Genomic DNA, 13,082 nt, shown 5'->3' on the forward strand with positions numbered 1-13,082 from the left:
GCAGCTCGCGCACGGCGTCCTCGGTGCGCGGAAGGCGGGCGGAGGCGAACGCGGGTCGCACGGCGCACCAACCGGTGCGCCACCACTCCCGCGCGATGTCGGCGATCACCGCGATCGCCTCCGCGTCGGAGGATCCCGCCGAGGCCAGTACGACCCCGGTCGAGGACTTGTCGGCGGGGCTGACCCCCGCCTCGTACAGGCGCCGTTCCAGCGCCGAGACCAGCAGCGGCGACGGGCCGAGCACCTCCGCCTGCCGGACCCGCATCCCGCGCGGCGCCTCCCGCAGCACGGCCGGGATGTCGGCCTTGGCGTGGAAGGCGCGGGTCAGCAGCAGCGGCTGCGCGACCACCTCGCGCACCCCGTCGGCCGCCAGCGACTTGAGCACGCCGCCGACCGAGGGCACGTTGAAGTCGAGGAAGCCGGTCACCACCCTGAGGTCCGGCCGCATCGACCTCACCCGCGCGACCAGGGCGTGCACGGTCGCGGCGTGCCGGGGGTCGCGGCTGCCGTGGGCGACGATCAGGAGAACGGGTTTATGGTGCATGGGAGTTCAGCTCTTCACCAGCAGGCCCCGGCTGCGCAGCACCCACCGCTCCAGCGGACTGAAGATCAGCAGGTCGACCGCGATGCCGACGAACAGGATCAGCAGGATGGCCTCGAACACCATCGCCATGTCGAGGGCGTTGCGGCCGTTCTCCAGCAACTGGCCCAGGCCGACGCCCAGATCGGGGAAGGACGCGATGATCTCGGCCGCCATCAGCGAGCGCCAGGAGAACGCCCAGCCCTGCTTCATCCCGGCCACATAGCCGGGCAGCGCGGCGGGCAGCGTGATGTGCCAGACGCCGCGCAGGCCGCCGGCGCCCATGGTGCGGCCCGCCCGCAGGAACAGCGGCGGCACCTGGTCGATGCCGGACACCAGGCCGTTGGCGATGGAGGGGACCGCGCCGAGCAGGATCACCGCGTACATCATGGAGTTGTTCAGCCCCAGCCAGATCACCGCCGGGGGCACCCAGGCCACCGAGGGCAGCGACTGGAGGCCGGACAGGATCGGCCCGATAGCCGCGCGCACGAATTTCACCCGCGCCACCAGCAGGCCCAGCGGGGTGCCGATGAGCAGGGCCAGGCCGAAGCCGAGCAGACCGCGCGAGACGCTGGTCCAGATGTAGCCGAGGAGCTTGCCCGCCAGCCAGTCCCGCTGGACCGCCTCCCACACCGCCCTCGGCGCGGGCAGCTTGGTGGGGTCGGAGACGATCCCGAAGGACACCAGCGCCTGCCAGACCAGCAGCACCACCAGTACGGCGGTGACCGGCGGCAGCACCTTGGTGACCAGGGTCTGCCTCAGCGGCGGCCGGGCGCCGCGCGGGGTCTCCAGGGCGTCGAGGCCCGCCTCCACGCTCCCCGTGTCGGGAGCCGGTGTCGTCTCAGTGCTGGCCATGGCGGCGGATCTCCCCTCGCAGCGCCTCGGTGATCTCCAGGGACAGTTCCGCCACGGGGGCGTCCTCGATGCGGCGGGGTTGCGGGATGTCCACCGTCCACTCGTGGGCGACCTTGCCCGGCCGGGAGGACAGCAGTACGACGCGCTGGGCCAGCCGTACCGCCTCGCGCACGTTGTGCGTCACGAACAGCACCGACAGGCCGGTCTCCGTCCAGACGCGGGTCAGCTCGTCGTGCAGCACGTCGCGGGTGATGGCGTCGAGGGCCGCGAACGGCTCGTCCATCAGCAGCAGTCCGCTCTCCTGCGCCAGCGCGCGGGCCAGCGCGACCCGCTGCCGCATACCGCCGGAGAGTTCGTGCACCCGCTTGCCGTACGCGCCCCCCAGCCGGACCAGTTCGAGCAGCGACTCGGCCTTGTCGCGGCGGTCGCCCTTGGGCACGCCCCGCAGGCGCAGGGCGAGTTCGATGTTCTTGCCCGCGGTCAGCCACGGGAAGAGGGCGTGCTCCTGGAACATCAGGGCCGGACGGCCGTCGGTGTCGATGGACCCGGCGCTGGGCCGGTCCAGACCCGCGACCAGGTTGAGCAGGGTCGACTTGCCGCAGCCCGAGGCCCCCAGGAGGGTGACGAATTCGCCCGGCGCGACATCGAGGGTGATGTCGTCCAGCACGAGCTGCTGTCCGCCCGGGCCCGCGAAGGACTTCGAGACGTGGTCGAGGCGGGCGGCGTACTCGACCGCCGGGCCGGCCTTGGTGAGGGTCGTGGCCATGGTCGTCACCTCCTGGGAACTCATCGGTTGGCGTCGGTCAGTCGGTGCCGAGCCCGGCGGCGTCGACCTTGGGGGCGCCCTCGGCGCCGAGGACCTTGTTGAGCAGGGTCAGGTCGTAGATGCCCTTGAGGTCGGGCTTGGCCAGCAGGCCCGCCTTGACCGCGTGGCCGGCCTCGGTGTTCAGGGTCGCGGCCAGCGGGTCGTCGGTGGTCTGGATCGACTTCCACGCCGGGTCCAGCACGGCCGGGGGCAGCGCCTTGCCGGAGTCGGCCTCCAGCTGCTTGTTCGCCGACTCCTTCGCCGCGTCCGGGTTGGCCTTGATCCACTTGTTGGTGCGCACCGAGGCCCGCAGCACCGCCTCGACGGCCTTCGGGTGGGCCTTGAGGAACTTCTGCGACACGATCACGTTGGTGATCACGAACTTCTTGTCCGGCCACAGGTCGGACTCGTCCAGCAGGACCTTGCCGCCCTCGGCGACCAGCTTGGACGCGGTCGGCTCCGGCACCCACGCACCGTCCAGGGAACCGGCCTTGAAGGCGTCCGGGGTCACCTTGTTGTCGCTGCGGACCACGGTGACGTCACCCTTGCCGCTCTGCGCGTCGACCTGGTAGCCCTGCTCCGCCGCCCAGTTGAGGAAGGCGACGTCCTGAGTGTTGCCGAGCTGGGGCGTGGCGATCCGCTTGCCCTTGACGTCCTTCAGCGACTTGATCTTCTTGGGGTTCACGACCAGCTTCACCCCGCCGGACGCCGAACCGCCGATGATCTTCAGGCTGCGGCCGCCGGACTTGGTGTAGCCGTTGATGGCGGGGGAGGGGCCGATCCAGCCGATGTCGATGGAGCCGGAGTTGAGCGCCTCGATCTCGGAGGGGCCCGCGTTGAAGGTGGCGTAGTCGGCCTTGGTGGCGCCCAGTTCCTTCTGGAAGAGGCCCTGCTGGCGGCCGACCAGCGCGGTGGCGTGGGTGAGGTTGCCGAAGTAGCCGATCTTGACGGAGTCCAGGCCGTCGATCTTCTTGGCTCCGGAGGCGACCTTCTGGTTGGCGGGGGCGTCCTTGGCCTCGGACCCGTAACCGCAGGCCGCGAGGGCCAGCAGGGGGAGTACGGCGAGGACGGTGAGACCGCGGCGCGGCAGCGGCGAACGGTTGGCAGGCACGGGAGGCGTTTCCTCTCGTCGGCCCGGCGGTCACGGCGTCAGGCCGTGGCCGGGAGGTCGATGGGTCTTCGTCGTCGCAACCGGGACGTCGTCGGGTGGGGGGAGGGCATGGCGTGGGGGAGCAGGGCGCGCGAGCGGTGCGCGTACGTCAGCGCGCACATCGCGCGACCCCGCCCTGCCCGGAGCCGAGCGCGCCGCTGCCGATGCGGCCGCCCTCCTTGGCGAACGTCGTGAAAGCCTCGGTGGTCTGCATGGTCAGAAGTCCCACCCTTCGTCGTCGGCGCCGGTCACCGGCTCGGGCGCGGCGAAGGACTCGCCGACCATGCCCGCGGTGAGGGTGGTGCCGTCGGCCGGGTCGATCAGGATGAAGGAGCCGGTGCGGCGCGAGTCGGCGTAGGAGTCGACCGGCAGCGGTTCGGCGGTACGGATCTTCACCCGGCCGATGTCGTTGGCGGCGAGCGTCCCCGGATGCGGGTGCAGGGACAGGTCGGCCAGGGTGAGCCGGGACGGGATGTCCTTGACGATCGCCTTGACCGTGCGGGTGCCGTGCTTGAGTAGCACCCGGTGGCCCACCGTCAGCGGCTGGTCGGCGACATGGCAGACGGTCGCCTCCACGTCCTGCGTGGTCGCGGGCGCGTCCTTGCTCGGCACGATCAGGTCGCCGCGCGAGACGTCCACGTCGTCCGCCAGCAGCACGGTCACCGACTGGGTGGTCCAGGCCACGTCCACCGGCTCGCCCAGCAGGTCGATCCCGGCGATCCGGCTGGTGCGGCCGGACGGCAGCACCGTGACCTCCTCGCCCACCCGGAAGGTGCCCGAGGCGATCTGTCCGGCGTAGCCCCGGTAGTCGGGGAGTTCGGCGGTCTGCGGGCGGATCACGTACTGCACCGGCAGCCGGGCGTGGCAGTGCGCCAGGTCGTGGCTGACCGGCACCGTCTCCAGGTGCTCCAGCACGGTCGGGCCGCCGTACCAGTCCATCCGGGGGGAGGCGTCGACCACGTTGTCCCCGGCGAGCGCCGAGATCGGGATCGCGGTGACCTCGGGGACGCCCAGCTCGGTCGCGTACGCCGTGAACTCCTCGGCGATGGCGGCGAAGACGCGCTCCTCGTAGCCGACCAGATCCATCTTGTTGACCGCGAGCACGACGTGCGGCACGCGGAGCAGGGCGGCGATGGCCGCGTGGCGTCGGGTCTGCTCGACCACGCCGTTGCGGGCGTCGACCAGGACCACGGTCAGCTCGGCGGTGGAGGCGCCGGTGACCATGTTCCGGGTGTACTGCACGTGTCCCGGCGTGTCGGCCAGGATGAAGCGGCGGCGCGGGGTGGCGAAGTAGCGGTACGCCACGTCGATGGTGATGCCCTGCTCCCGCTCGGCCCGCAGGCCGTCGGTGAGCAGTGCCAGGTCCGGCGCCTCCTGGCCCCGGCTCGCGGACGCCCGCTCCACGGCCTCCAGCTGGTCCACCAGGACCGACTTGGAGTCGTGCAGCAGCCGTCCCACCAGGGTGGACTTGCCGTCGTCGACGGAGCCCGCGGTGGCGAACCGGAGCAGGGTGGTGGCCGACAGCGCCTCGGCGGTGATCGTGCTCATGGTCAGAAGTACCCCTCGCGCTTGCGGTCTTCCATCGCGGCCTCGGAGAGCTTGTCGTCGGCGCGGGTCGCGCCCCGCTCGGTGAGCCGGGACGCGGCGATCTCGGTGATGACCGCCTCCAGCGTGGTCGCGTCGGAGTCGACGGCGCCGGTGCAGGACATGTCGCCCACCGTGCGGTAGCGCACCAGCCGGGTCTGGACCGGCTCGGTCTCCTTCGGCCCGCCCCACTCGCCGGCGGTCAGCCACATGCCGCTGCGGGAGAAGACCTCGCGCTCGTGCGCGAAGTAGATCTCCGGCAGCTCGATGCCCTCGCGGGCGATGTACTGCCACACGTCCAGCTCGGTCCAGTTGGACAGCGGGAACACCCGGACGTGCTCACCGGGCGCGTGGCGGCCGTTGTACAGGTTCCACAGTTCCGGGCGCTGGCGGCGCGGGTCCCACTGGGAGAACTCGTCGCGCAGCGAGAACACCCGCTCCTTGGCGCGGGCCTTCTCCTCGTCGCGCCGGCCGCCGCCGAACACCGCGTCGAACCGCTCGCTCTGGATCTTCTCCGTCAGCGGCAGCGTCTGCAGCGGGTTGCGGGTGCCGTCGGGACGTTCCTTGAGCACACCCCGGTCGATGTAGTCCTGTACGGAGGCCACATGGAGGCGCAGCCCATGTGCGGCCACCACACGGTCCCGGTACTCCAGCACCTCGGGGAAGTTGTGTCCGGTGTCCACATGGAGCAGCGCGAAGGGCACCGCGGCCGGCGCGAACGCCTTCAGCGCCAGGTGCAGCATCACGATCGAGTCCTTGCCCCCGGAGAACAGGATCACCGGGTTCTCGAACTCGCCGGCCACCTCACGGAAGATGTGCACCGCCTCGGACTCCAGCGCGTCCAGGTGGGAGAGGGCGTACGGGCTGTCCGTGCCCTCGCCGCCCCCCGTCACCTCGGCGACGGTCGTCATGCCAGTCCCCTCTCGCCGAGCAGGGCGTGCACCGCGGCCGCCGACTGCGTGACGCTCTGTCCCTGCGTCTCGATCCGGAGGTCCGGCGCCGCCGGCTCCTCGTACGGGTCGTCCACGCCGGTGAGCCCGGTCAGCTCGCCCGCCGCCTGCCGGGCGTACAGCCCCTTCACGTCCCGCTCGCCGCACACCTCGACCGGGGTGGCCACATGGACCTCCAGGTACGGGGTGCCGTTCGCCGCGTGCCGCTTGCGCACCGCCTCCCGGCTGTCCGCGTAGGGCGCGATCACCGGGACCAGCGCCAGCACGCCGTTGCGTGCGAGGAGTTCGGCCACGAAGCCGATGCGCTGGACGTTGGTGTGCCGGTCCTCGCGGGCGAAGCCGAGCCCGGCCGAGAGGAACTCGCGGATCTCGTCGCCGTCGAGCACCTCCACGCGCCGTCCCTCTGCGCGCAGGCGGCCGGCCAGTTCGGTGGCGATGGTGGTCTTGCCGGCGCTCGGCAGACCAGTGAGCCAGACGGTGGCTCCGGTCGTCACGTGTTCTCGCTCCTCGTATCGATCGGTCGTCATCCGTGCAGCCCGCATTCGGTCTTGCCCCGCCCGGCCCAGCGGCCGGCCCGTGCGTCCTCGCCCTCCAGCACCCGCCGGGTGCAGGGGGCGCAGCCCACCGAGGCGTAGCCGTCCATCAGCAACGGGTTGGTCAGCACGCCGTGTTCGGCGACGTAGGCGTCCACGTCGTCCTGGGTCCAGCGGGCGATGGGGGAGACCTTGACCTTGCGGCGCCGGGCGTCCCAGCCGACGACCGGGGTGTTCGCCCGCGTCGGCGACTCGTCCCGGCGCAGTCCGGTCGCCCATGCCTGATACGCCGTCAGGCCCGCTTCGAGCGGCTTGACTTTGCGCAGGGCGCAGCACAGATCGGGATCGCGGTCGTGCAGCCGGGGTCCGTGCTCCGCGTCCTGCTCGGCCACCGTGCGCTCGGGGGTGAGCGTGACGACGTTGACGTCCATCACGGCGTCGACCGCGTCACGGGTGCCGATGGTCTCCGGGAAGTGGTAACCGGTGTCGAGGAACACCACGTCCACGCCGGGCCGCACCCGTGCGGCCAGGTGGGCCACCACGGCGTCCTCCATGGAGGAGGTCACGCAGAACCGGTCGCCGAAGGTGTCCACCGCCCAGCGCAGCACCTCCAGTGCGGGCGCGTCCTCCAGCTCACGGCCCGCTCGCTCGGCCAGTTCCCTCAACTCGTCCTCGGTGCGCTCTGTCTGAGCGGTCGTCATATCCGGTCGTCCCCTCCGTCGTCGCCCCGCTTCAGCCCCCGGGCGAGCAGCCCGAGGAACTTCAGCTGAAAGGCGCGATTGCAGGCTCCGCATTCCCAGGCGCCGTGGCCCTCCTCCCTCGGGCGCAGGTCCTCGTCCCCGCAGTAGGGGCAGTGGAACGGTGCGGCACGCTCGCTCACGACAGCGCCTCCTCGTCGGCCCGCGCGGCCCACGCCGCGAACCGCTCGCCGTCCGCGCGCTCCGCCTCGAAGCGGCGCAGGACGCGCTCGACGTAGTCGGGCAGCTCCTTCGACGTCACCTTCAGACCGCGCACCTTGCGGCCGAAGCCCGCCTCCAGACCGAGCGCGCCGCCCAGGTGCACCTGGTAGCCCTCGACCTGGTTGCCGTCCTCGTCCACCACCAACTGGCCCTTGAGGCCGATGTCCGCCACCTGGATGCGGGCGCAGGCGTTCGGGCAGCCGTTGAGGTTGATGGTGATCGGCTCTTCGAACTCCGGCAGTCGGCGCTCCAGTTCGTCGATGAGGGCGCTGCCGCGCGCCTTGGTCTCGACGATGGCCAGCTTGCAGAACTCGATGCCGGTGCAGGCCATCGTGCCGCGCCGGAACGGCGAGGGGCTGACCCGCAGGTCCAGCGCCTCGAGGCCGGCGACCAGGGAGTCGACCCGGTCGCCCTCGACGTCCAGCACGATCATCTTCTGCTCGGTGGTGGTGCGGACCCGGCCGGAGCCGTGCTCCTCGGCGACTCCGGCGATCTTCGCCAGCGTGGCGCCGTCCACCCGGCCGACGCGGGGGGCGAACCCGACGTAGAAGCGGCCGTCGCGCTGGCGGTGCACGCCGACGTGGTCGCGCCAGCGCTCCACCGGCTGCTCGGGCGCCGGGCCGTCGAGCAGCTTGCGGCCGAGGTACTCGTCCTCCAGTACCTGCCGGAACTTCTCCGGGCCCCAGTCCGCGACCAGGAACTTCAGCCGGGCGCGGTTGCGGAGCCTGCGGTAGCCGTAGTCCCGGAAGATCGAGATGACGCCCTCGTGGACGTCGGCCACCTCGTCGAGCGGCACCCAGGCGCCCAGCCGGACGCCGATCTTCGGGTTGGTGGACAGGCCGCCGCCCACCCACAGGTCGAACCCCGGCCCGTGCTCGGGGTGCCGGACGCCGACGAGCGCGATGTCGTTGATCTCGTGCGCCACATCCAGCAGGGGGGAGCCGGAGATCGCCGACTTGAACTTGCGGGGCAGGTTGGAGAACGCCTTGTTGCCGATGACCCGGCGCTGGATCTCCTCGATGGCCGGGGTGCCGTCGATGATCTCGTCCTCGGCGATGCCCGCGACCGGCGAGCCGAGGATCACGCGCGGGGTGTCGCCGCACGCCTCGGTGGTGGACAGCCCGACATCCTCCAGGCGCCGCCAGATCTCGGGCACGTCCTCGATCCTGATCCAGTGCAACTGGATGTTCTGCCGGTCGGTGATGTCGGCGGTGCCGCGCGCGAACTCCTGCGAGATCTCGCCGATCACCCGCAGCTGGGCGGTGGTCAGCCGGCCGCCGTCGATGCGGACCCGCAGCATGAAGTACTTGTCGTCCAGCTCCTCCGGTTCGAGCACCGCGGTCTTGCCGCCGTCGATACCGGGCTTGCGCTGGGTGTACAGACCCCACCAGCGCATGCGCCCGCGCAGGTCGTTGGGGTCGATGGAGTCGAAGCCCCGCTTGGAGTAGATCGTCTCAATGCGTGTCCGCACATTGAGACCGTCGTCGTCCTTCTTGAACTGTTCGTTGCCGTTGAGCGGGGTGTGATGTCCGGCCGCCCACTGGCCCTCACCACGGTGACGGCTCACCTTGCGGCGGGGCGCGGCGGCAGCGGGGTCCTGGGGACTGGGGGCCATGGTTCTACGTCCTTAGGAACAGGCAGTCAGGCGGGGGTCGGTGCGCAGCGCCGTCGGAGAGGGGCGGTGGTCGGGCGACGGGTGGGCGGCTCTGGCCTGCGCGCTTTTGCGCACGCGGGCATACCTGCGCGGCGTTGCGCTGAACGGGGTGGAGAAGAGGCCGGCGGTGCTGGGGTGCTCAGCTCGCCCGACACATGGCGCTGGACATGCGGCCGAGGTCGACGTGGCGTCGACTCACCAAGGCGATTCCAGTTCCAGACATGACGGCAGCGTGTCACGCACGTCTCCGGCCAGTCCACCATTGTCCGTCATCTGGACGGATCTATTCTGAATAACGAGACAGCTATGGGGGGTGGGCGCTGCTCAGTCGCCCAGGAACGCACCCGGCCACGGTCCGGGCGTCGGGATGTCCGCCTCCAGCTCCACCTTCGTGTCGAACAGGCTGAAGCCGCGCCGCAGATAGTTGTCCAGCGCGTACGGGCCGTCCTTGCTGCACGTGTGCAGCCACACCCGCTTCACCGGGGTGAGATCCGGCCACCGCGTCGCCAGGTCCCAGGCGCGCGCCGCCCCCACCGACAGCAGATGCCCGCCGATCCGGCGCCCCCGGAACGCGGGCAGCAGCCCGAAGTAGGCGATCTCCACCACGCCCTCCCCGGTCGCCTCCAGCTCGACGTACCCGGCCGGCGTGCCCCGCTCGTACGCCACCCAGGTCTCCACGCCGGGCCGCCCCAGGTACTGCCGCCACCGGGCGTGCGTCCAGCCGAGCCGGTCGGTCCAGCGGATGTCGCCGCCGACCGAGGCGTACAGGAACCGGCTGAACTCGGGGGACGGCACCTCGGCCCGTACGATCCGCACCGCGTCGCCCTCGGGTGCCGCGGCGGGCAGGAGGTCGGACGGCGAGGTCTGTTCCAGGGACCAGGTGGTGACAGGGACGCTGCTCATGGGCTTCAGGGAATCATCCCGCCCACCGGACTGTCGATCGTCGTCGGCGGGATCACGGCTCAGTCCAGCGAGCGCTCCAGCGAGGCCAATGGGACGGCGAACAGCATCCGGTCCGACAGCGACCACACCTCGCCGGTCTCCTGCCAGTACGACAGCGACACCGCCGACTCGGTCCAGCAGTGGTGCGAGCCGTCCGACCCGCAGCGGGCCCCCTTCGCGCCGTCCGCGTCCTGCCGCCACAGCCCGCCCCGGCCGTCCTCGGCGCCGGGCAGCTGGCCGGTGTACCAGGACGCGCCGTCCGCGCCCGCGTGCCGGTACGACAGCACCCCCCGCACCCCCCGGGCCTTGGTCCGGAACACCTCGACGGCGTCGGTGCGTCCGGTGGAGTCGGTGGCGAGCAGCCCGGCCCGTGCCGGGGCGGCGCTGAAGGCGTACCGCCACAGCCGGGCGCGGCGGGCGCCGTCCGGGGAGGTGCGCTCGGCCGCGACCAGGCTGTCCGGGGCGGTGCTGCGGTCCAGCGCCAGCGGGCCGGGACAGGGCGGGCGGCCGCCTCCGCAGCGACCGCGGGTGTAGCGGTAGGAGCCCACGGCGGGCAGCACGTACCGGTACCCGGCGCCCGACCAGCCGTGCGGAACCCGGCCGACGGCGGGCTCGTTGGTGGTGGTGCGCTGGATGCGGTCCAGGTCGTAGACGTAGAGCGCCTCGGCGCCGCCGTCGGACGCGGTGACCAGCAGCTTCCCGTGGTTCCAGACCATGCCGGAGATGCCCGAGGTCAGGGCCCGGTAGTCCCGGCCGCCGTCGGCCGGCACCACCAGCAGGACCCAGCGGTAGACCGGGCGGGCGGGGTCGTCGAGATTCGTGAAGGCGACGCGGGTCAGTCCGCGTTCGGCCGCGCGCCCGGTGTCGGTGGCGTGCGTCCAGCCGGTGAGCACGACGCGGTGGCTGCCCCAGACGCCGTCCTCGTCGGCGTCGCCGGAGGTGGTCACGGCGGCGGGGCGCCAGGCGGTGTCGGCGGCGTCGGCCGGGTCCCAGCAGTAGGAGCGGGTGGCCTCGGGGGTCAGCGGCAGGGAGGAGCGGTCGTCGCCCGCGCAGCCGGCGCCCGTCCGCATCCGGCGGTCGGCGTCGCCGAGCACGGTGTCCACGCCGACCGGGCGGCCCATGGCGGCGGAGAGCCGGTTCAGCACGGGGGCGGGCTCAAGGCGCTCCTGGAGGCGCAACGGGGCGGTGTCGGAGGCGGAGGTGAGCGGCTTGAGCGCGCCGGGGTTCCCGGCGACCTCGGCCTGGGAGGTGCTGATCAGCGTTGCCGCCGCGGTGAGCGCCAGCCCGGTCCCGGTGAGGGCCGCGCGCAACGCCACGCCCCGTCTGCGCCTGCGGTGTCTGCCGCGTTGCTTCATGTCTCCTCCCGAGGCGGGCCAACTGCGCCCGGCGATCGTCATGTTGCTCACCCGGCACGGGGCGGACCCGCCTCGGATGCTACGGCAGCACGCGGCGTGCCGGGGCCAAGAGGCCGCAAATACGCGGCAGGTGCCCGGTGTGCGGCAGGAGGCGCCCGGCGTGAAGGGGGGCGCTCAACGCGTCCCGTGTGCCGTGCGGCGCACCGCCACCCCCGGTGCCGTGGAGCGCGGCAGCAGGTCACGGGGGTCGTCCGGGAGCAGCACCTCGGCCTCCGCGTCCTCCCGCAGCCGGTACGGCCGATGCAGGAGGAGCGCCCCGAGATATCGGCGTACCCGCGACATCTCCGCGCGGACGGTGACCGTGCGGGTGGGGTCGCCGAACACGTCCTCGGCCAGCCCCGCCGCGCTGCGTCCCGCGCGCTGGGCCACGAGCAGGTACAGCAACTCCGCGTGCCGCTCGCTGGGTTCACGGGTCCAGGTGCCGCCCGCGTCGGACACCGTGAGCAGCCGGCGCTCCGGCCGGGACAGGTCGAGCACCAGCCTCCCCGCGCCGCCGGACGTCTCGGCGGAGGCCCGCAGCAACCAGCCCCCGGCCAGCGGCTCCACCGCGCAGGCGCCCAGCCCCGGCAGCCAACGCCTGCCCGGTGTCAGTGACTTGGGCAGCGCGACCCGGCGTACGTACGGCATCCCCGTCACCGCCGCCGACCATCCGTCCCGGTCCACCACGAGCGCGCGTCCGTCCAGCCGGGCCAGCACCGGCGCGGCCACCGACCGCAGTCGCTCCAGGGAGCCGAGGTGCAGCTCGCGCAGCCGGGCTTCGGCGAGCCGGGCGACCGACTCCACCCAGGCGAGGGTCGCCGGATGCATGCTCGCCAGCGGGCCGCTGATGTCCACCACGCCGATCAGCCGCCCGTCCCTGGGGTCGGTGACCGGCGCGCCCGCACAGGTCCAGGAGGCGTGCGAGCGGCAGAAGTGCTCGGCGGCGAACACCTGGACCGGCCGCCGTACCACCGCCGGGGTGCCGACCCCGTTGGTGCCCACGACCGCCTCGCTCCAGTCGGCGCCGATCTCGAAGCCGAGCCGGTCCGCCCGGCGCAGCACCGCGGGCGAGCCCTCCCGCCACAGCACCCGGCTGTCCGCGTCCGCGACGACCATGATGTGCCGGGCCACGTCCGCGACCGAAAGCAGCCCCTCGCGCAGCACCGGCAGGACGTGCCCGAGCGGCGACTCCTCCCGGCGGCGGCGCACCTCCTCGGCCGTCAACAGCCCCGCCCGCACGTCCCGGTCGGGGTCGACGCCGTCGCGCAGCATCCGGTCCCAGGACTGTCCGATCACCGGCCGGGGCGCCATCGGCGCATGTCGCCCGGCGAGCGTCGCCTCGCGGACCTGCGCGAGCATCCGCGCCGTGCGCGGCGCGTCGGTGGCGGCCGGACGCGCCACGTCCCTCGGCGGGTTCACCACGGGAGTCCTTCCCTGTCCGGACAGCGCGCACGGCCTGTCAAGCCGTCCGGACGGCGGTTTCCGGTCGGCCGACGTCCCCATACTGCCGTCGGTCCGGGGTCGGGGAACACCCTCCGCGCACTGTCGGCGACAAGTTGCAACCCCCTGCAACCCTGGTGAACCCGGAAGGGCGGCAGGAGACTTGAGTCCCGCGCCGCCCGAGGGCGGCGTTCGCGCCCCGTCGCGGGCCCGTGTCGCGGGGGCGGTGCCGAGTC

General features: G+C 72.5%; 13 protein-coding genes. All 13 read right to left on the reverse strand.

Translation table 11 applies throughout. From position 1 onward, the window contains the following. On the reverse strand, positions 1 to 544 hold a 544-nt coding region (locus GT030_RS01585), incomplete at its 3' end, for a sirohydrochlorin chelatase (RefSeq protein WP_161199459.1). 6 nt (positions 545 to 550) lie between these two features. After that, on the reverse strand, positions 551 to 1,435 hold the full coding sequence (locus tag GT030_RS01590; protein ID WP_161199460.1) for an ABC transporter permease: 885 nt from the start codon (positions 1,433 to 1,435) through the stop codon (positions 551 to 553). Then, entirely contained in the window at positions 1,422 to 2,201 is a 780-nt protein-coding gene (locus GT030_RS01595; protein ID WP_161199461.1) for an ABC transporter ATP-binding protein, read from the reverse strand. The genes GT030_RS01590 and GT030_RS01595 overlap by 14 nt, the downstream gene beginning before the upstream one ends. 37 nt (positions 2,202 to 2,238) lie before the next feature. Beyond that, positions 2,239 to 3,351 carry an aliphatic sulfonate ABC transporter substrate-binding protein gene (locus GT030_RS01600; RefSeq protein WP_161199462.1) on the reverse strand — a complete coding sequence of 371 codons (1,113 nt, stop codon included), beginning with the start codon at positions 3,349 to 3,351 and terminating at the stop codon, positions 2,239 to 2,241. Between the two features lie 255 nt (positions 3,352 to 3,606). After that, positions 3,607 to 4,938, reverse strand: a complete 1,332-nt coding sequence (locus GT030_RS01610; RefSeq protein WP_161199464.1) for a GTP-binding protein — start codon at positions 4,936 to 4,938, stop codon at positions 3,607 to 3,609. Between the two features lie 2 nt (positions 4,939 to 4,940). Next, positions 4,941 to 5,885, reverse strand: coding sequence for a sulfate adenylyltransferase subunit CysD (gene cysD, locus GT030_RS01615; RefSeq protein ID WP_030802520.1), 945 nt, complete (start codon positions 5,883 to 5,885; stop codon positions 4,941 to 4,943). Further along, positions 5,882 to 6,451, reverse strand: coding sequence for an adenylyl-sulfate kinase (cysC, locus tag GT030_RS01620; protein WP_161199465.1), 570 nt, complete (start codon positions 6,449 to 6,451; stop codon positions 5,882 to 5,884). Before cysC ends, cysD begins: the two co-directional genes overlap by 4 nt. Next, complete coding sequence (locus tag GT030_RS01625; protein WP_161199466.1) at positions 6,448 to 7,158, reverse strand: phosphoadenylyl-sulfate reductase; 711 nt, start codon at positions 7,156 to 7,158, stop codon at positions 6,448 to 6,450. Before GT030_RS01625 ends, cysC begins: the two co-directional genes overlap by 4 nt. Then, a complete protein-coding gene (locus tag GT030_RS01630) occupies positions 7,155 to 7,337 on the reverse strand; it encodes a hypothetical protein (protein WP_161199467.1) in 183 nt (60 codons plus the stop codon). Before GT030_RS01630 ends, GT030_RS01625 begins: the two co-directional genes overlap by 4 nt. Continuing rightward, positions 7,334 to 9,031 carry a nitrite/sulfite reductase gene (locus GT030_RS01635; RefSeq protein ID WP_161199468.1) on the reverse strand — a complete coding sequence of 566 codons (1,698 nt, stop codon included), beginning with the start codon at positions 9,029 to 9,031 and terminating at the stop codon, positions 7,334 to 7,336. The genes GT030_RS01630 and GT030_RS01635 overlap by 4 nt, the downstream gene beginning before the upstream one ends. Before the next feature lie 363 nt (positions 9,032 to 9,394). Further along, a complete protein-coding gene (locus tag GT030_RS01640) occupies positions 9,395 to 9,973 on the reverse strand; it encodes a GNAT family N-acetyltransferase (RefSeq protein ID WP_161199469.1) in 579 nt (192 codons plus the stop codon). A gap of 59 nt (positions 9,974 to 10,032) precedes the next feature. Next, complete coding sequence (locus GT030_RS01645; RefSeq protein WP_161199470.1) at positions 10,033 to 11,367, reverse strand: hypothetical protein; 1,335 nt, start codon at positions 11,365 to 11,367, stop codon at positions 10,033 to 10,035. 174 nt (positions 11,368 to 11,541) lie between these two features. Further along, on the reverse strand, positions 11,542 to 12,828 hold the full coding sequence (locus tag GT030_RS01650; protein WP_161199471.1) for a GAF domain-containing protein: 1,287 nt from the start codon (positions 12,826 to 12,828) through the stop codon (positions 11,542 to 11,544). Between the last annotated feature and the right edge of the window lie 254 nt (positions 12,829 to 13,082).

Source organism: Streptomyces sp. SID1328 (assembly GCF_009865595.1).
In the GTDB taxonomy this organism is placed as follows: Bacteria; Actinomycetota; Actinomycetes; order Streptomycetales; family Streptomycetaceae; genus Streptomyces; species Streptomyces griseoluteus.

Excerpts from the sequence above, each read along its gene's own strand:
- GT030_RS01590 (WP_161199460.1), bottom strand. The coding sequence starts at position 1,435 with ATGGCCAGCACTGAGACGACACCGGCTCCCGACACGGGGAGCGTGGAG.
- GT030_RS01595 (WP_161199461.1), bottom strand. The coding sequence starts at position 2,201 with ATGGCCACGACCCTCACCAAGGCCGGCCCGGCGGTCGAGTACGCCGCC.
- GT030_RS01610 (WP_161199464.1), bottom strand. The coding sequence starts at position 4,938 with ATGAGCACGATCACCGCCGAGGCGCTGTCGGCCACCACCCTGCTCCGG.
- cysD (WP_030802520.1), bottom strand. The coding sequence starts at position 5,885 with ATGACGACCGTCGCCGAGGTGACGGGGGGCGGCGAGGGCACGGACAGC.
- cysC (WP_161199465.1), bottom strand. The coding sequence starts at position 6,451 with ATGACGACCGATCGATACGAGGAGCGAGAACACGTGACGACCGGAGCC.
- GT030_RS01625 (WP_161199466.1), bottom strand. The coding sequence starts at position 7,158 with ATGACGACCGCTCAGACAGAGCGCACCGAGGACGAGTTGAGGGAACTG.
- GT030_RS01635 (WP_161199468.1), bottom strand. The coding sequence starts at position 9,031 with ATGGCCCCCAGTCCCCAGGACCCCGCTGCCGCCGCGCCCCGCCGCAAG.
- GT030_RS01640 (WP_161199469.1), bottom strand. The coding sequence starts at position 9,973 with ATGAGCAGCGTCCCTGTCACCACCTGGTCCCTGGAACAGACCTCGCCG.
- GT030_RS01645 (WP_161199470.1), bottom strand. The coding sequence starts at position 11,367 with ATGAAGCAACGCGGCAGACACCGCAGGCGCAGACGGGGCGTGGCGTTG.